The organism is Microcoleus sp. Z1_B2 (genome assembly GCF_036700325.1).
In the GTDB taxonomy this organism is placed as follows: domain Bacteria; phylum Cyanobacteriota; class Cyanobacteriia; order Cyanobacteriales; family Microcoleaceae; genus Microcoleus.
In genome coordinates this window covers 91758-109923 of the sequence record NZ_JAUBOQ010000018.1, presented here as the reverse complement: position 1 = coordinate 109923, position 18166 = coordinate 91758, and the positions used below count along the sequence as shown (strand labels likewise).

Below are 18166 nucleotides of genomic sequence, written 5' to 3'. Positions count from 1 at the left end.
AATCCAGATTACCGTGTTTGTTGACAGTGTAAAGTATCCATCATTGATGTGGCAAAGTCCAATAGAATGAGGGATTCCCGTTCTCATAGGTCAATGCTGAGCTAGCAATACCGCGAGGATATTCCTTCATTGCATCCGATGATGGTCTTACCTGTCGATCGGGCAAAAATCCCTTAACAATAACCTGAGTACAGGTAGAGCGGGGGACTTGCGCCGAATTAGTTAAGCTAGCAATAACTAACCTATCAAATAAAATTAGCAGTTAATGGCAACCATTTTCGCAATCGAAACAAGTTGTGACGAAACAGCAGCAGCAATTGTTAAGAATCGTCAAGTTTGCAGCAATGTTGTAGCATCGCAAATTAAAATCCACCAGCAGTTTGGCGGGGTAGTACCGGAAGTCGCTTCGCGGAGTCACCTAGAAATGCTCAATCAGGTAATTGCCCAGTGTCTCGGTGAAGCAAACCTGAGTTGGTCAGAAATTGACGGCATTGCAGCGACTTGTGCCCCCGGTTTAGTAGGTGCATTGTTAGTCGGGCTGACAGCGGCGAAAAGCTTGGCAATAGTCCATCAAAAACCTTTTTTAGGCGTCCATCACCTCGAAGGACACATCTACGCTTCTTACCTTACCGAACCCGACTTGCAGCCACCGTTTTTGTGTTTGTTAGTTTCCGGGGGCCACACTAGCTTTATTTACGTCAAAGATTGCGGCGTTTATGAAACAGTAGGACACACACGCGACGACGCCGCAGGCGAAGCTTTTGATAAAGTCGCGAGACTGTTGCAGCTAGGATATCCCGGCGGGCCGCTGATTGACAAATTGGCCGCCCTTGGCAATCCCCAAGCATACCCTCTACCAGAAGGCAGAATTTCCTTGCCCGGTGGTGGCTACCATCCTTACGACAGTAGTTTTAGCGGGTTGAAAACTGCTGTTTTGCAATTAGTGCAGAAACTCAAGAAACAAAATAACAATGTGGGTGAGGAAGGCATCTTGACTGCCTCTACAATTAATGATATTGCGGCCAGCTTTCAGGAAACTGTAGCTAAGGGTTTAACAAAAAGAGCGATCGACTGTGCCGTAAATTTCGGGCTTACCACTATTGTAGTCGGCGGCGGAGTTGCAGCAAACAGCGGACTGCGAAAACACTTACAAGCAGCAGCAGCCAAACACAACTTGCGGGTATTGTTTCCGCCATTAAAATATTGTACAGACAACGCAGCAATGATCGGCTGTGCGGCGGCAGAACACTTGCAGCGAGGACACACATCACCACTCACTTTGGGAGCAAATTCAAGAATGGCTGTCAGCGATATTATGGAACTGTACAAGAGTCATTAGTCATTAGTTGTTAGTCATTAGTTATTAGTCATTAGTTATTAGTCATTAGTTAACAGTCATATCATATCCGATCGAGTGACCGCGATTAAAAGGGCGGGTTTTTGAGATTGTCAATTATTGGCAGATGTTTTTCGTGAACCCGCCCCTACCGTATTAAGGGTAATCGACAGGACATAATATCATTAGTTAACAGTTAACAGTCAACAGTCAACAGTCAACAGTCAACCCAACGATGAAAATCCGATCCGCAAAAGAAAGCGATTTGCCAGCAATTGTCCAAATATATAACGCAGCAATACCGGGCAGAATGGCCACAGCCGATTTAAAACCAGTCTCAGTCGAAAGCCGCCTCCCGTGGTACAGAGAACACTCCCCAAATTCCTGGCCGATTTGGGTAATGGAATCAGAACAAAATATTGTTGGTTGGCTGAGTTTGCAGATTTTCTACGGACGCGCTGCCTATCAGCATACAGCAGAAGTTAGCATCTACGTCGCACCCGATCGCCAACGCTGCGGAATCGGACAAAAATTATTGCAATCGGCAATTGTGCGGAGTCCAGAATTGAAGCTAAAAACTCTCATAGGAATAATTTTTGCTCACAATCAGCCGAGTGTAAGATTGTTTGAGAAATTTGGCTTTCAGCGGTGGGGATATCTGCCGCAAGTTGCCGAACTTGACGGCGTTGAAAGAGATGTCGTAATTCTGGGTTTGCGTTGTCTTTAGGGAAACGGCAATGCCCATTGGTGTCAGCTTAAACTGTCAGTCCGCCCAATCATTCCGTCCGCCCGTCAGTCCGCCAGGGAATGAATTCCCTGTCTAATAGCGAAAGTCCTCTTAAGAGGACTAATGAATCTTAAATTTTTCTTCTCAGTCCTCTTAAGAGGACTTTCGCTTTGAGGCAGGGGTTGAAACCCCTGCCGGAGTATCGGTTGTACGTTAAGTTGTCACCAATGGGCATTGCCGTGTCCTAATTTGGAGGAAACGGCAACACCTTGTCTTGATTTGTAGGGAAACGGCAATGCCGTGTCCTAATTTGGAGGAAACGGCATTGCCGTTTCCCTGGCTCAATCTGGTAAAATTGTAATTTCATCCAAAGATGCGATCGCCACATCAGCATTTTCCAAATGACTAACCTGGGCCTTTCCCCAACAAATCCCGATACAGCCAGCCGCGCCCGCATTTTTACCCATCTGAATATCGCCCGCTGAATCTCCCACCATCAAAGTTGCTGCGGGATTTACTCCGAGTTTCTCACAAGCTTGCAAAAACAATTTCGGGTCTGGTTTATGAAGCGTTGAATCAACTCCCATTTCTAACTGAATGTAGTCAGCTAATGCGTGGTGTTTCACAAACTTCTGCACCGATTCTGTTGTAGCAGCCGAAAGAATTCCCAGTTTTAAACCCGCTTCCGAAAGATATTTCAGCACTTCCAAACTGCCGACAAATAAAGGAGAAACTGCACTATTTTTAAACATTTCGTCAGCTTCATCAAAAGCGCGACGCGCAATAGTTAAAGATTCTAGCCATCCCCTGCCGGTTTCGGCGATGTATCCCGCCGCCACAATCTCATTTTCCCTACGACTACCGACGGCCAGCAAGCCTGTGGGGTCGATGCTGCCACCTTCGATGCCGAAAGCCATTTGTAAAGGCTCTCCAACGCCCGGAATTTGAGCGTCTGCGAGGCGCGATCGCTTAATCCCCAACAATCTCAAAAATTCTTGAGAATCCTCTAGAGTGCCGTCTTTGTCAAAGATTACGGCTTGGATATTCGAGAAGGTAATGCCCCGACATTTAATAGTTACCAAGAATCTGAACTCCGTAATATTTATATCAGGACACAACAATGTTGTGTCCCTACAATATCATGTGCGATCGATTAACCATAATACAATACGCTTGGGTTAGTTTGATACTCCCCACCGATGAATCGGGGGGATTCTTGACGTATTCCATAAAAGAACTTTCAAAGGCGTTATCAAGGCACCTCTACCCACTCAGCTTGAACGAGTCCAAACCTTGCGTATACTTTTAGCTTTTTATACTTTCAGAGTCCATCGCAACGCCAGATAGGTACGCTCAATAATTCACTGTTACTTGTTTGGTCAGGCTACGGTCAAGCCGAGACGAACCAACTCAGGAGTTTCACCTTATTAAATTATTTCAACACGTAGATGGTTATTCTTAATCGATGTAATTAGTGTATCATTTCAATTAAATTTGTGCAATTATTTTAAGGCGACTAAATAAGTCGCAGCCACGTTCCTCCCCATGTCTAAAGCCAGGGGCTTCCCGCTCGTTTTTCGGTGAAAAAAACTGATCGTGCGTAGGTTGGGCCCGTGAAACGGAGGGTGCGCTACGCTCGGAGCCCACCTACAGAAGAGTATTGAACCATAACATGGCGGCCGGGGCGGGTTTTTGAGATTGTCAATTATTGGCAGGTATTGTTGGTGAACCCGCCCCTACGAAAATCGCGCTCGATGACCGGAGATCATATCAGTGGCCGGGGCGGGTTTTTGAGATTGTCAATTATTGGCAGGTATTGTTGGTGAACCCTTCGACTACACTCAGGGCATCGCCCGCCCCTCCAAGAATCACGCTCAATTGACATGATTTCTGTAGGGGCGGGTTCACCCTGATCTTCAACACAAATCCCAAATTCAATAAACCCGCCCCGGCCGGATATTACGATCGATCGACCGGACATGATATCATACAAAATATTTAACTACCAGCCGGGAAGTCCCTCGGTATATTTAGAGGGGATTAATCTGAGCGCTGCGCGAAGTACCCCGAATAAATTACGCCCGCGTGATGAAAGGCTCGTCGGGTGTAGGTACGGAAACCGACAATTAGACATTGCGAGTACCTTTAACTATGATGTACTTCCTAGATATTAAAACAAAAGAAATGGTATATTAAGGTAGGTCGAAAAAAGAAGCTAAAAATGCAACTCACTTACAAATACCGCCTCAAACCAACCAAGCCCCAACTATCAACTATTGTGGCTCATTTAGAACTCTGCCGTCGGCAGTACAACTACCGAATCGGCGAAAGATTTAGGTGGTGGGAAACCACGAGAACACCTATCAACGCCTGCCCATTGATTGTTTCGATAGTCCCTGTTGAGGAGATTTATCGAAATATTCCCTTGACTAGATTGCAAACTAGGGATGGCAGAAAAAAGGATGAGTCAGGCAATCCTCTAACCAGGAAAGGTGATGTTTTCTCAAACATTGAAGGCGGATATGTACAGTGGCAGACGATACAATTAGCTGACCTGAAAAACACTAAAAAACTATTTCCTGACTACAAAGCGTTGGATTCTCAGGTTTTGCAAGATGTCGTCAACAGAGTTGAAACTTCCTTTTCAAATTTCACCACGCCCGATAAAAACGGCAATCGTAGAGGTCAGCCCAGATTCAAAGGGCTTCACTACTACAAATCCTTCACTTATCCTCAACTAGATAACTTAGATATTGTCAAGGACGAGCAAGATAGGATTTGTATTAGTCTCGCCAAAATAGGTAAGCGTGCCTATGGTTTTCCACCGTCCAATACCAACAAAGTTCAAAGTTAAGACGGGTACAGTTATCAGAGAAGCGGATGGGTGGTATATTTCCCTGACGCTAGAAGATAAAACGGTTCCCGTAACGGTTGCAGAAATTCAGCCGACGGTCGAAAATACTGTTGGCATTGATTTGGGAGTCACTAATTACGTCTATCTTTCCAATGGCGAAAGAGTTGAGAATCCTAGATTTTTGAGGAAATCGGCTCAGAAATTAGCAAGGCTTCAAGCGAAGTTAGCTAATAGAGTCAAGGGTTCTCAACCTTGGAAAATAATCAAGGACAAGGTTTCCCAACTCCATCAGTTCGTAGCTAGAGCTAGATTAGATTTTCAATTTAAAACTGCACAGCAGCTCTTTAGCAAGTGTGAGGTTTTAGTTGTTGAAGATTTGAGCGTCAAAAATCTAACTAGACGTGCCAAGCCCAAGACTGATATTGAGAATGGTAATTTGGTTTATTTGCCTAACGGTCAGTCAGCTAAGAGTGGTTTGAATAAATCCATGCTTGATGCTGCTCACGGGCAATTCGCCAACGTTCTGAAATATGTCGCCTGGAAACTAGGTAAAAGTGTTTTATTTGTTGATCCAAAGGGAACTTCCCAGCACTGTTGGAACTGCCTCAACAAAGTCCCGAAAGAATTATCGGAACGGTGGCATTCTTGTCAATGTGGAGAATCTTTGGATCGAGATGAAAATTCAGCCAAACTCATAAGAAAAATTGGTCTGAGTTACAAAAGTGGCGGGGGAACTCCGTCACTCAAAAAAGCCTTTGAAAAAAAGGAAAAAGAAGCCTGCGGTCTAACTGTACTCAGTTGACCGTCAGGTTCGTTCACAATCGTCCTACTAAATTAGCCACCATTAATCCTAGTACAACCGGCTGAATCGGCTTAACCATATGCCTTTGAAAACCAGCTTCGATCGCCCTTTCGCGTTCTTTATCGCCCGCATAGGCAGTCAGCGCCGCGGCGGGGATTTCTCCTCCGGCTTCCGCAGCAAGAGCTCGCACTTCTCGAATTAAGAAATACCCATCTTCCTCTGGCATTCCGATATCGGAGATTAGCACGTCATATCTGGCCGGATTTTCAGTCAAAGCAGCGATCGCACTTCTGGCAGATGCAACTGCCAAAACCTCCGCCCCATAGCCTTCAAGCACAAATTGTAAAAAGTCGCGGGTATCGATCTGATCGTCTACGGCTAAGATGTGCAAGCCTTCTAGAGAGGGGACGCGATCGCTAGAGGCGTTTAAAGGCCCTACCAAAGCAGTTGACTTTAAATCGATCGCCGATGTCAACTCTTGAGGTAGCGATCGCAACGGCAATCTCACAGTCATTGTAGTTCCTTGTCCCTCACCCGGACTTTCGGCTTGCACCGTTCCCCCGTGCAATTCAACCAGGTGACGCACGATCGATAAACCCAATCCCAGCCCTTGATTGGTCTTAGTGCTGCTGGCATCACCTTGATGGAAACGATCGAAAATATACGGCAAAAATTGTGCCTCAATCCCTTTTCCCGTATCGCTGACTCGAAGTTCAGCATGATTCTCAATCGTCGATAGCATGATTTCCACTCGTCCCCCCGCCGGAGTAAACTTAATCGCATTCGACAGAAGATTCCACACAACTTGCTGCAAGCGATTGATATCCCCTAAAACAGTCGTAGAAATCAACTGCGAAACAATTTGAATGTTTTTTGCTTCGGCTGATAATTGAACCCCCTCCAGCGCAGCTTGCACCACTAACCGCAGATCGATCGGACAAATGCACAGTTGAAGCTTACCACTCGTAATCCGAGAAATATCCAGGATATCTTCGATTAACTGAGATTGCGCCCTCGCGCTGCGCTCGATCACCTCTAAAGCCTTAGTAACGGCTGGTTCCTTCAGTTCCCCCGAACGCAGAATTTGTGCCCAGCCCAGGATCGGAGTCAAAGGATTGCGTAATTCATGGGAGAGATTCGCCAGAAATTCATCTTTACTACGGTTGGCTGTTTCTGCCTGTTGGCGGGCCAACTGTTCATGCAGTAATAACTGCGATCGTACAGTCTCAAACTGCTTGCGCTGCGTGATATCCTCGATCGACAACAGAATCATTAAAGCTTGGTCTTCTCTTTCAAGTTTACAAGCATTCAGCAGCATGGTTTTGGGCCCGATCTGCTCAAACAGGTGATCCAACTCAAAGTTTTCAAGCTGAACATCACTAACCAGAATATCTTCCAGAATCCATCGCACTTGGGGGATATTCCACTGCCCGTTGCCTAGCTCAAACAGCGAAGATTTTGCTACTTCTGACGGTGAAACCTGAAACATTTCATAGAACGATCGATTTGCTTTATTCACTCGGAAATCAGCATCTAGGACGACTAAAGGCGTTTGCACAGTTTCCACAATGGTTTCAGCATAATTTCGGGCCTCCTCCAAGGTTCTGGCACTGCGTTTAAGAGCATCAATATCGAGCAAAACCATCACCACACCGTCAATCTGGTTTTCCGTTGTCCGGTAAGGACGAATGCGGAGGTTGTACCAATATCCCGATAAAGTTTGAACTTCTTGTTCTTTCGTCTGGAGAGTATCAATCACCTCCAAAATCATCTGTTCCAAGTCAGGAACGTTCAGAGTTGAGCGGATGTCGCTAAAAGGCCGTCCAACATCTGTGGGAATCACACTAAAAATTTGCTGTGCCGTTGGCGTAAAGCGTCGAATCTGTAAATCGTTTGTCAGCATTAAAATAGGGATATTGATACTGGAAAGCAAATTTATCAGATCGTTATTCACCAGGCTTTGTTCAGTATTGCGGCTGCGAAGTTCATCGTTAGTGGTAGTGAGTTCCTCGTTAGTGGCTTGAATCTCTTCTTTGGCAGTCTCTAACTCCTCATTCGTGCTTTGCAACTCCTCGTTGCTGGATAGGATTTCTTCGTTGGCAATTTTGAGGTCTTGGTTGAGACTTTCCTGATCCTGGATCACCGCTTGCAGTTGAGATTGAGCCGCAGTTTTTTCTTGGTTAGCCGCTGCAACTTGCTGGCTCAGCAGCTCAATTTCGCGCACTAAATCAGCTTGCTCGAAGCTTTCAGAAGGGAGAGTGCTGAAGTTAAGCACGGGGGGTGCAGCCTCTTCAAATACCACCAAAAAGTAGCGTCCTTCGACCGCCGGTGGCCCGAAGGGAATCACCTCAAAATTGACGATACTCGATCGTCCGCCCGATTCAAGCAATACCCTTTCTTTCCTAATGGTTACGTTCTGCGTTTGTGCCTGATAAATCGCGGTGCGAAGCTCAACCAGCAAGCCTGCCCTTGCCATTGCCAGCAAGTTTAAGTCGGGCGTTCCGGCTACCACTCTCAAGTAAGGATCGATGTCTCCCCGCACTTGCAGGATTTTCATCTGCTCGTTGACAACCACACTGGCTGGGGCATATCGATTTAAAATCAGTTGGTCAGTTTCTTGTTGTAAATCCAAGCTATTCGTAAAATTGTTTTTCACTTCCTCCCGTTCACGTGCTTTAGCGACGGGATAGGAACTCGGCGTAAACGAAAAATGGGGACGAGTCGCAGTCAACTTTTTGGCATAAATTTTAGACTTTTTATCCACTGAAGTAAACAAGTAGGAAAATTCTCCGGTACTCTCAGAAGTGCCTAACAGGAGAAAGCCCGTTGGCTTAAGACTGTAATGGAAAATCGGCATCACTTTTTTTTGCAATGACTCTCCCAAGTAGATCAGCACATTGCGACAGCTAACTAAATCGATATTGGAAAAAGGCGGGTCACTGCCTAAGTCTTGTCGGGCAAATACACAAAGTTCGCGGACTGCCTTGCTGATTCTATAGCTACCTCTTGCTTCGGCAATAAAGAAGCGAGTACGTCGTTCTGGTGAAACATCTACCATCTGGTTTTCTGAGTAGACGCCACACCTCGCTTTGTTGATAGCGTGTTCGCCAATGTCCGTGGCAAAAATCTGGATCGGTGGCTGAATGGCTCGATCGCCCAAAAACTCTAACAAGCAAATGGCGATCGAATAAACTTCTTCACCTGTCGAACATCCCGCCACCCAAATCCGAATCGGAGTTTCGGCCGATTTATTTTTGGTAATCGTGGGGAAAACCAGTTCTTTTAACTTTTCAAAGGCTTCGGGATCGCGGAAAAAACTGGTAACGTGGATCAGGATTTCTTCATACAGGGCTGTGACTTCAGCCGAATTGTATCGAAGATGTTGGGCGTAATCATCCAAGATTTCCAGCTTGTACAACACCATCCGTCGCTGGATGCGTCGAGCGATCGTCCTGGGTTTGTACTGGCTAAAATCAACGCCTGTGGTGGATTTCAGCAGCGCAAAAATAGTAGCCAGGGCATCTCCCTGTTCGGGCGATTCCTCAACTTTTGTCATGGCAAGCGGGCCAGTGAGAAGGGGATTGTGACTATAGTTTGCCAGTTCCTCGGCAATTTTTTCCGGTGGCAGAACGAAATCGACATTGCCTGTCGCAACAGCGGTATTCGGCATACTATCGAATTTTGCTGTGTCTTGACATTGAGCAAAAGTCATGCCTCCGGCTGCTTTGATTGCCTTGAGCCCGAGTGAACCGTCTCCGTCTCCCCCGGATAATACTACGGCGATCGCTTTGTGCCCGCGATCGATCGCCAATGAGGTAAAAAACGCATCTCCCGGCATATATTTGCCATAAACCTTCTCGCGCGGTGATAGTTGCAGGACGCCTTTAGATAGCACCATCTTGGTGTTAGGCGGAATAACGTAGACTTGATTGGGTTCTACAGCTACGCCGTCTTTTACCTCATTCACAGGCATTTGGGTGGTTCTCGCGAGAATCTCGCTAAGCAGACTTTTGTGATTGGGATCTAAATGCTGAATCAGCACAAACGCCATACCCGTATCGGCCGGTAAATGGCTGAGTAACTGCGTGAATGCTTCCAACCCTCCTGCTGAGGCGGCAATTCCAACAATGGGAAAGGGGGCATCGGTTTCGGTTAATTGTTCGCTGTCGAGGGCGGCTGGTGCGATGGCTTCGGGTGTATTTTCTGGAGATAATTGAGGAGAAGTCATGCTATGAAGTCGAGGACTTCAGCTATTCAGCAACCTACAGTTCTCGCAAGATGCCGCTGAAGAACCCGTACTATACTTAAGTATACCTTAAGTTATAGGTATTATGCAACTCATTTAATGAGTAAGTATACTGTTGGAGCCATGATCTGAGCGCTCTCGAACAACTCTATCTGCTGTTGGGGCGATCGTAACGAGAGGCTGGCAATAACCAAGTAGTATATCTGCTTGCCTACTTAGCTTTTTTCACCGACAAGTGTAGCAGACAGCGGGATTACTGATTCCGTATTAATTCTAGCAGTATAAGCGACTTGTGCGCCTTGTATTCCTTTTAAATCTTCTACTCGTTTTTGAATTTCGGAGACTCCAGCAGCTTTTAATGCTGTTAAAAATGCTTCGTCGCTGTAAACATCTTCGGAAAATGAAACTTCGTCACTTTTAGAAAGATTTTGAATGCGGGCGGCTTTGTTGACTGTAGAGCCAAAATAGTCGATCGAATTATTAAGATTTACCAGCAAAGCCGTACCTCGGTGAATGCCAATTCTGACTTGAATCCACTCTTGTGGTTGGCGAGTTGAGTTATACTCTCTCAAACAGGCTACAGCACCAGCGGCAGCCATAATTGCTTGTTCGTTGCTGATAAAGGAAGCCATGACAGCATCGCCGATGGTTTTAATGACTTTACCGCCAAATTTCTCGATCGACTCAAAGAAAATTTCAAAATGATCGCGCACAATATTGTAAGCTTTGGTATCTCCCAGTGTTTCGTACATTCTGGTAGAACCGGTAATATCAGTAAACATAATAGTAATCGCCCGAATCTTGACTCGCTCTCTTTCCGAGATTACTCGATCGCCGAACAAACGCTTATAATCCGGGTGATGAAGCAGTTGCATTCCTGACAGCCGCAGGGGCAGTTGTTCGACAGTTAATTCATCGGGCAATTCATCTGAATGCAAAATCAGCCCCGACAAATTGTGTTCGCTATTAGTTAATTCTATCTTGAGTTTTCCCGGACGCACGGCAAGCTCTTTTTTATCGAAATCTGGGCCGGCCAACTGCAGCAGTTTAATTTCTTGTATCTCTTCTGTTTCTTCGCCTTCAACCTTTAAAATCCCTTTAGCTAAAGTCAGGGGACAGCAGTAGCGATATCGACCTTTTTCTAAGCTAACTATCTCGGATTCGGTGCAGTATAAAGGCGTTACCAGTTGCAGTTTGCTCTGGAGTACGGGAGGGGGAGCGCAGACGGGCCGCAGTTGCGGGTCTTCGATTTCTTTGTTCAGGGAAAAAGTGACTTCCACGCGATCGAGCAAATCAATGTTAAACTCGCGCTCGCACATCGGGCAAAAAGACATTTCTGATGTGTCTGCCAAATCCTTAAATTCTTCTGTAATCATGTTGCAGTGGGGGCAGTGAATATCCCAGTGCAAGTCGAAGACACCGGCTTTTACTCCGTGCAGAAATTCGGAAGTAATTTTTTTAACATTCTTGACTGTATCGCCTGCTACGTAGTAAGGATTAATTCTCAATCTCTGCAAAATGTGGGAACCGATTAACCAGTTTTCGATTTGGTCGATCGTTCCTTTGCTCGAATTGGGACGTTTTTTGAGCTGTTCTAATTTTTCTTTTAATAGTCCGATTTTCATGATTCACTTGCCTTTGAGCCTCATGGCAAGAAATTTCTAAGTATTCTTTTGTGTAATTTGCTTGTCTAGTGTGTTTTTGCCTGAGAATGCTGATGAGTTGGGGAGCATCTCATATTTGTAAAAACACTTCTTCTGGCTCCTTCCTTCTTCCTCTTCTCTCTTCTCTCCTGCCTCCTGCCTCAAAACTCCTGCCTCAAAACTCCAATTTCTAGCGGAGGCCTGCTTTCATTGAGATGCTCCCGATGAGTTGGCACTTGTGCGGATGTCCCTGATGTTTGTAAATCTTAACAAATTAGCAGCGTAAAGGCTAGGTTTATTTAGGCAGATCGATCGCGCTGTCACTTGTTTTAATTCCAAGTGCGATCGCTGCATCTGCCTGCAGGAACATATTAAATTGTTGGTAATTGGTAATTGCTAATTGGTAATTGCTAATTGTCAACCACTAAGTAGGGAGACAGCAATGCCCATAGGTGTCAACTTAAGCTGTTAGCTCGCCAAGTTCGTTAGTCATCCCGTCAGTCCGCCAGGGGTTTCAACCCTTGCCGGACTATGGGTTTAACGTTAAGTTGACACCTATGGGCAATTCCGTTTCCCTACAAATGCCCGCGTACTTTTCAGAATTGATATTAATTGGTAATTAATGATTGGTAATTGGGACGTTTAAGGCAAAAAAAAAGAGGGAATTTTCCCTCTTTTAATCACACTAACTGTGATCTTATTCTTCCGTCGCAGGAGGGATTTCTTCCTCTACATCTAATACTGCTTCGGGTGCTGCTTCGGGTGCTGCTTCGGGTGCTGCTTCGGGTGCTACTTCGGGTGCTACTTCCGGCAGATCCTCTTCCATTGCTGAGGGCACATCTTCGAGTTCGTCGGAGAAGTCATCATCAGCATCAGTTGAGTCTACAGGAATGTCTATGCCTGCTTTAGCTTGCTTTTGAGCCAGCATTTTCTCGCGGAACTTAGCTGCCATTTCCTCAGCTTTTTCGTATACCAATTCGCGATTTTTGACCATCGCGCCCGGTTCCGGTTCCAACTGCTTGGTTGAGAGAGAAATCCGGCCCCTCTCGGCATCCAAGTCAATGATCATCACTTTCACTTCGTCGTTGACATTGAAGACGCTATGAGGCGTATCGATGTGATCGTGTGAAATTTCCGAGATGTGCAGCAAGCCGCTGACGCCGCCGATGTCGATAAAGGCACCGTAAGGCTTGATACCGCGTACTGTACCGATGACGACTTCCCCGACTTCGAGGCGGTTCATCTTGCGCTCAACTAAGGCGCGACGATGGCTCAATACTAAGCGGTTGCGGTCTTCGTCTACCTCTAAGAATTTTAATGGTAATTCTTCGGCGACTAATTCTTCCTTCGGTTTGCGGGTACTGATGTGAGAACCGGGAATAAAGCCTCGCAAGCCTTCTATTCTCACGAGTGCGCCGCCGCGGTTGGTGGCAAATACTTGCGATCGTACTGTGGCATCTTCTGCTTGCAGTTGTCGCACTCTTTCCCACGCCCGCATATATTCGATGCGCCGGATGGACAGGGTTAATTGTCCGTCTTCATTTTCATCGGTTAGAATGAAAAATTCTCTGGTTTCGTTTGATTGCAATACCTCTTCAGGGCTTTCCACTCGATTGATGGACATTTCCTGAATGGGAATGTAAGCTGCTGTTTTAGCACCGATATCAATCAGAGCGCCCCTCGGTTCTATACTAAAAACTGTACCCGCTACTACATCGCCCGGGCTAAAGTGATAGTCATATTTATCAAGTAGGGCTGCAAAATCTTCGTGAGTAAAGCCGATGTCTTTGACTGTGGTTTTGAGATTGACCATGCGAATAGTTTCCTAGGATTTCTCTCCTTCATGTTTTTCGTTTGTGCCGGCAGATATTCGAGATTTTGGTGAAAAAGCGATTAACTTTTTTCAAAATCTTTTACTAAAGTCAGTTTTCGCTAACTTTTGCCAGGTGCAACTGCACACCAGCGCTTGCCATTACTGTTACTCCATACTCTGTGTTAAAACGTTGAATCTTAACATTCCGAGTCAAGTAGACTATTTTGACACTCTCAGGTATAAATAAACTGAGATTCTTCGTTCAACGAGCCGACTTGCTGGCGACAGGATTACTCCAGTCTAAGTAGAGGTCGGTTTCTCCAGAAGCGTAAATTTCGGTATGTCCTACCGTATTTAATTAGTCACCGAGCTTTAGTTAGGTTTTGTTCAAATGCGAGCTTTCCTAAACTGCAACACCGTTAGGTGTGACTACGCACTCAACTAATCCAGTTAAGTTTTTACGTTGTCTAGTTATACTCTATTTTAGACCGATGACGATCATATCACACCCAGCACTGTTACTGAGAAAAAAGAACACTCGCTCGAATGAGAGTCCCTTGAGTCGCTATTCCTCCGGGCCTTCATCGGGACACGGTTTTCAATCTCAAGCGAATATTTCTCTAAATTAATTTAAGCGAGCTTAGCTGGGAGTTGCACAGGATGCTGGGCTTTCTCGATCGACTGCTTCGGAATCCGGCAAATCTGCGTCAAAATTTGTCCCTGTTTCTGTATCTTCAGCTTCGTTGAGGGGATTCTGAAGGTGATTTAGGGTATCTACAAAATCTCGGATGCCTCGAAATTGCCGATATACCGAGGCAAAACGGACATAAGCGACTTCGCTGAGGGGTCGCAGGTGCAACAGCACCAGTTCCCCTATTTCTGAACTGGCGATTTCTCGGAGCGATCGACCTTGAAGTTGTGCCTCGATTTCTTCTGCCAGAGTTTCGAGATGCCCGGAAGACAAACCGGTTTTTTCGCAGGCCCGAATCAATCCCCGAACTAATTTTGACCTGTCAAAAGATTCGCGCTTGCCGTCCCGCTTGATCACCGTAATCGGCACAAATTCTATGCGTTCGTAGGTTGTGAAGCGGTGCTGGCAGTTCAAACACTCACGCCGCCGACGGATGCTTTGACCTGATTCGGCTGAACGCGATTCTAGAACGCGGCTATTTGTGTGTTGGCAGGAGGAACAGCGCATGATTGCTGATTTTAACAGGCATTGCCAGCAAATTGCCATTCATCTAACCGCTTGGGGTCTGATGAATGGCTGGACTAGAAAAATCACTTAGCACACAGCGGTGAAAGAGTCCCGCACCAAATTAGATCGCTATGATGCGGGCTAACCGCAGTCCGGTTCAGGATATTTTGGACTTACCGCAGGCGTATAGCTAATTATTTGCCAATCCGGGGAGGTTCCCGAAATGCGATCGCAAAAAATAGTACGCCTATGGCTAAAGCCAGAATCAAAATGTAAGCAACACTTTCCATGTTAAATTTTCCCTATCTTCCCTTGCCGTATTATTTTATCGTGAACAAACCTGACGGTCAACTGAGTACAGTTAGACCGCAGGCTTCTTTTTCCTTTTTTTCAAAGGCTTTTTATAGTGAGGTAGTTCCACCCCCACTTGCTAATATAGTATCAGAGTATTTCCCGATCATCTTGGGGTTTAAAAGAATAATTGTCGGTTTCGGTACCAAAACCCAACAAACCTTTCATCCCAAGGAGTAATTCCCAACGAGGTACGGGGCCGAGCGCTCAGATTAATCCCCTCTAAATATACGTTCGGGACTTCCCGGCTGGTAGTTAATTGCTGGTTTTATTATTAACTAAAAAAACCCGGTTTCTTGAAGAAACCGGGTTTTTTACACCGGGGATGTTTCCCGGCTAGCCAGAGGCTGGCAAAATTTAGAGAGGTTCTTGTCTTCTGGTGGTCACGTCGCCCAGTTTTTGGAACAGGCCCCACTCGACTTGTTCTTCCAAGTCAGCCTCAACTCCAGCAAACACGTCGCGGAAAATAGTCCGAGAACCGTGCCAGATATGGCCGAAGAAGAATAGCAAAGCAAAGCAAACGTGTCCGAAAGTGAACCAACCGCGAGTCGAAGTGCGGAAAACGCCGTCAGAATTCAAGGTTTCGCGATCGAATTCAAACACTTCACCCTTTTGAGCAGCGCGAGCAAACTTCTTAACATCTAGAGGATTATTAAAGGTTTGACCGTTAAGTTCACCACCGTAGAAGCTGACGGTAACTCCGCTTTGTTCAAAGCTGTATTTTGATTCAGCACGGCGGAAGGGGATGTCAGCGCGAACGACCCCATCTTTGTCCGTCAAAATTACTGGGAAAGTTTCAAAGAAGTTGGGGAGGCGGCGAACCGACAATACCCGACCTTCGCTGTCAGTAAATACTGGATGGCCCAGCCAAGATTTAGCAATACCGTCGCCATTGACCATCGCGCCGGCCCGGAACAAACCGCCTTTAGCAGGAGAGTTGCCCACGTAGTCGTAGAAAGCCAATTTTTCGGGAATTTGTTCGTAAGCGGATTGGAAGCTAGCGCCACCGGCCAAGCTAGCTTGAGCTCTGCGATCGATTTCTTGTTGGAAATAGCCGCTGTCCCACTGATAGCGAGTCGGGCCAAAAAGTTCGATCGGAGTTGCAGCAGAACCGTACCACATCGTACCCGCAACCACAAAGGCTGCGAAGAACACGGCAGCGATACTGCTAGAAAGTACAGTTTCGATATTCCCCATCCGCAGGGCTTTGTAAAGACGTTCCGGCGGCCGCACTGTCAAGTGGAACAAACCGGCAATTACGCCGACTACGCCCGCTGCAATGTGGTGAGCCACGATGCCGCCCGGATTGAACGGATCGAAGCCTTCAGGGCCCCAAGCAGGCGCCACTGGCTGGACGTGACCGGTCAGGCCGTAGGGGTCGGACACCCACATTCCGGGGCCAAAAAGTCCCGAAAGGTGAAATGCGCCGAAGCCGAAGCAGAGCAAGCCGGAGAGGAACAGGTGAATGCCAAACATTTTTGGCAAGTCGAGGGCTGGTTCACCGGTGCGAGGGTCTCTGAAAAGTTCTAAGTCCCAAAATACCCAGTGCCAAACTGCTGCTAAGAACAGCAGGCCAGAGAGGACGATGTGAGCGATTGCGACGCCTTCAAAGGACCAGAAGCCCGGATCGACGTTACCTTCGCCAGTGATGCTCCAACCGCCCCAAGAACCCGTAACTCCCAAGCGAGTCATGAAGGGCAACACGAACATCCCTTGACGCCACATTGGGTTCAGAACTGGGTCTGTGGGGTCAAAAACTGCTAGTTCATAAAGGGCCATTGAGCCGGCCCAACCTGCCACGAGGGCTGTGTGCATTAAGTGTACAGAAATCAATCGGCCTGGGTCATTTAAGACGACTGTGTGTACGCGATACCAGGGTAGTCCCATTGACTGCGGTTCTCCAAGGTGTAAGTGATGATGTCTATTTTTACGGAAAAATCAGATTCTCAATCCCCAGCAGTTACCTGCAGGGTTTAAACTCTGCCTTTTGCCGACTGCCATCTACCTTCAAAGGTGGAGGCATAAAAATGAAAGTTATTTAAAGAAGTGTATCGAGTGTTAGAACCGATTGCAATATGTTGAGCATTACATTAGTTGCGGGTTGCCCATTTCGCAGCGGGCGGCGATCGTCCCGAGGCGTTCGAGGACTTGCTCGGCATCGATCAGTCTGGTGAGGGTGACGTTGCCGATATTTTTGGCGGGATCGGCGGGATCGGGACGGACTGCGGGTTGGACTTCTACCATGAGTACGGCGTCTTCTACGCGGTAGAGCCACATTTTTTCGTTGCGATCGGAAAGACAGAGGTTGAGCTGTTGGATGTCCGGCGCCCGCCTCCAGGCGGCGTGACTCCACTCGCCGCCGACGCCCCAAACGCGCCCAACTTTCCAGCCGTCGGATAAGAAGAAGTATTTCACTTGTGTACGCTTGTTGAGATTTTTTTGTCTAACATAACGCAAAACTGGAAAAGTACGGAATTGTTGAACCGCGAAGACGCCAAGGACGCGAAGGAAGAGGAGAGAAGATGTAGGTAATCTGCAAGCTGTTGGGTAAATCTACAGAATTGTCCGATAAGTTTCGGTCTGGTCGATCGGTAAAATATCCAATCTTAGATTTTTCAAGTCGAGTGCAGTTCCCAGCATTTCGAGGAGGAATACTCGTCACAGCGGCTCGCTTGGGTCAGAAAGTTCTAAACATTCAAATGTGCCTTCGGGCCCTAACAAGGTTGTGGTAATTTTGCTGTTTTGGTCGCTGGCTGTCGATCGCATCATCTTAATCTCGGTTAATATGCGCCAATTATGAGCGTTCGATATTTGACCAAACCTTTTAATATACTATATAATGGTATTAAATGACAGGTGCCCTGAACTGCACGGGGAGGTATGGTACGGTTGAGATACCGTGCGCCTGTCAGAGACCAGGTGCCCCGAACTGCACGGGGAGGTATGGTACGGTTGAGATACCGTGCGCCTGTCAGAGACCAGGTGCCCCGAACTGCACGGGGAGGTATGGTACGGTTGAGATACCGTGCGCCTGTCTAAAATCTTATTCAATAAAGGAACCCAGGACTCTCGCAGTCGTGGGTTTCTGATTAAATATCTTTCTTCGCTTAGGGAAGGAGTTCGCGATCGATCGAGCCTTCAAAGTTGTTTTCAGCGTGCATATAAATATTGTTATTCGATCGACTATTGTCTATAA

General features: G+C 46.7%; 12 protein-coding genes. 4 read left to right on the top strand and 8 right to left on the bottom strand.

The window, feature by feature from the left end; genetic code table 11:
• The first annotated feature begins 265 nt into the window (after positions 1 to 265).
• The gene (tsaD, locus tag QT984_RS13075; RefSeq protein ID WP_333054408.1) at positions 266 to 1339 is read left to right on the top strand and encodes a tRNA (adenosine(37)-N6)-threonylcarbamoyltransferase complex transferase subunit TsaD; all 1074 of its coding nucleotides are present in this window, start codon (positions 266 to 268) and stop codon (positions 1337 to 1339) included.
• 232 nt (positions 1340 to 1571) lie between these two features.
• Positions 1572 to 2063, top strand: a complete 492-nt coding sequence (locus QT984_RS13070) for an N-acetyltransferase family protein (RefSeq protein WP_333054409.1) — start codon at positions 1572 to 1574, stop codon at positions 2061 to 2063.
• A 341-nt stretch (positions 2064 to 2404) separates the two neighbouring features.
• On the opposite strand, the gene QT984_RS13065 is transcribed toward QT984_RS13070, so the two are convergent.
• Positions 2405 to 3145: an HAD family hydrolase gene (locus QT984_RS13065; protein ID WP_333054410.1), complete on the bottom strand. Its 741-nt coding sequence runs from the start codon at positions 3143 to 3145 to the stop codon at positions 2405 to 2407.
• Positions 3146 to 4284: 1139 nt separating this feature from the next.
• Between QT984_RS13065 and QT984_RS13060 the strand changes: the two genes are divergently transcribed.
• Together QT984_RS13060 and QT984_RS13055 are read left to right on the top strand one after the other, a co-directional pair.
• Positions 4285 to 4917, top strand: coding sequence for a helix-turn-helix domain-containing protein (locus QT984_RS13060; protein ID WP_333051457.1), 633 nt, complete (start codon positions 4285 to 4287; stop codon positions 4915 to 4917).
• Positions 4877 to 5719, top strand: a complete 843-nt coding sequence (locus tag QT984_RS13055) for a transposase (protein ID WP_333374153.1) — start codon at positions 4877 to 4879, stop codon at positions 5717 to 5719. The genes QT984_RS13060 and QT984_RS13055 overlap by 41 nt, the downstream gene beginning before the upstream one ends.
• Before the next feature lie 13 nt (positions 5720 to 5732).
• Here the strand turns inward: QT984_RS13055 and QT984_RS13050 are convergent, their stop codons facing one another.
• From QT984_RS13050 to QT984_RS13020, 7 genes are all read right to left on the bottom strand, one after another.
• The gene (locus QT984_RS13050; RefSeq protein ID WP_333374151.1) at positions 5733 to 9947 is read right to left on the bottom strand and encodes a chemotaxis protein CheB; all 4215 of its coding nucleotides are present in this window, start codon (positions 9945 to 9947) and stop codon (positions 5733 to 5735) included.
• A gap of 233 nt (positions 9948 to 10180) precedes the next feature.
• Positions 10181 to 11590 carry an adenylate/guanylate cyclase domain-containing protein gene (locus QT984_RS13045; RefSeq protein ID WP_333374149.1) on the bottom strand — a complete coding sequence of 470 codons (1410 nt, stop codon included), beginning with the start codon at positions 11588 to 11590 and terminating at the stop codon, positions 10181 to 10183.
• Between the two features lie 715 nt (positions 11591 to 12305).
• Positions 12306 to 13421 carry a 30S ribosomal protein S1 gene (locus tag QT984_RS13040; protein WP_333051464.1) on the bottom strand — a complete coding sequence of 372 codons (1116 nt, stop codon included), beginning with the start codon at positions 13419 to 13421 and terminating at the stop codon, positions 12306 to 12308.
• Between the two features lie 640 nt (positions 13422 to 14061).
• A complete protein-coding gene (gene nrdR, locus QT984_RS13035; protein ID WP_333051824.1) occupies positions 14062 to 14619 on the bottom strand; it encodes a transcriptional regulator NrdR in 558 nt (185 codons plus the stop codon).
• 194 nt (positions 14620 to 14813) lie between these two features.
• Entirely contained in the window at positions 14814 to 14909 is a 96-nt protein-coding gene (locus QT984_RS13030) for a photosystem II reaction center protein T (protein WP_006635641.1), read from the bottom strand.
• 418 nt (positions 14910 to 15327) lie between these two features.
• A complete protein-coding gene (gene psbB, locus QT984_RS13025; protein WP_333051466.1) occupies positions 15328 to 16857 on the bottom strand; it encodes a photosystem II chlorophyll-binding protein CP47 in 1530 nt (509 codons plus the stop codon).
• 198 nt (positions 16858 to 17055) lie between these two features.
• Positions 17056 to 17385, bottom strand: coding sequence for a hypothetical protein (locus QT984_RS13020; protein ID WP_039887994.1), 330 nt, complete (start codon positions 17383 to 17385; stop codon positions 17056 to 17058).
• Positions 17386 to 18166: the final 781 nt, after the last annotated feature.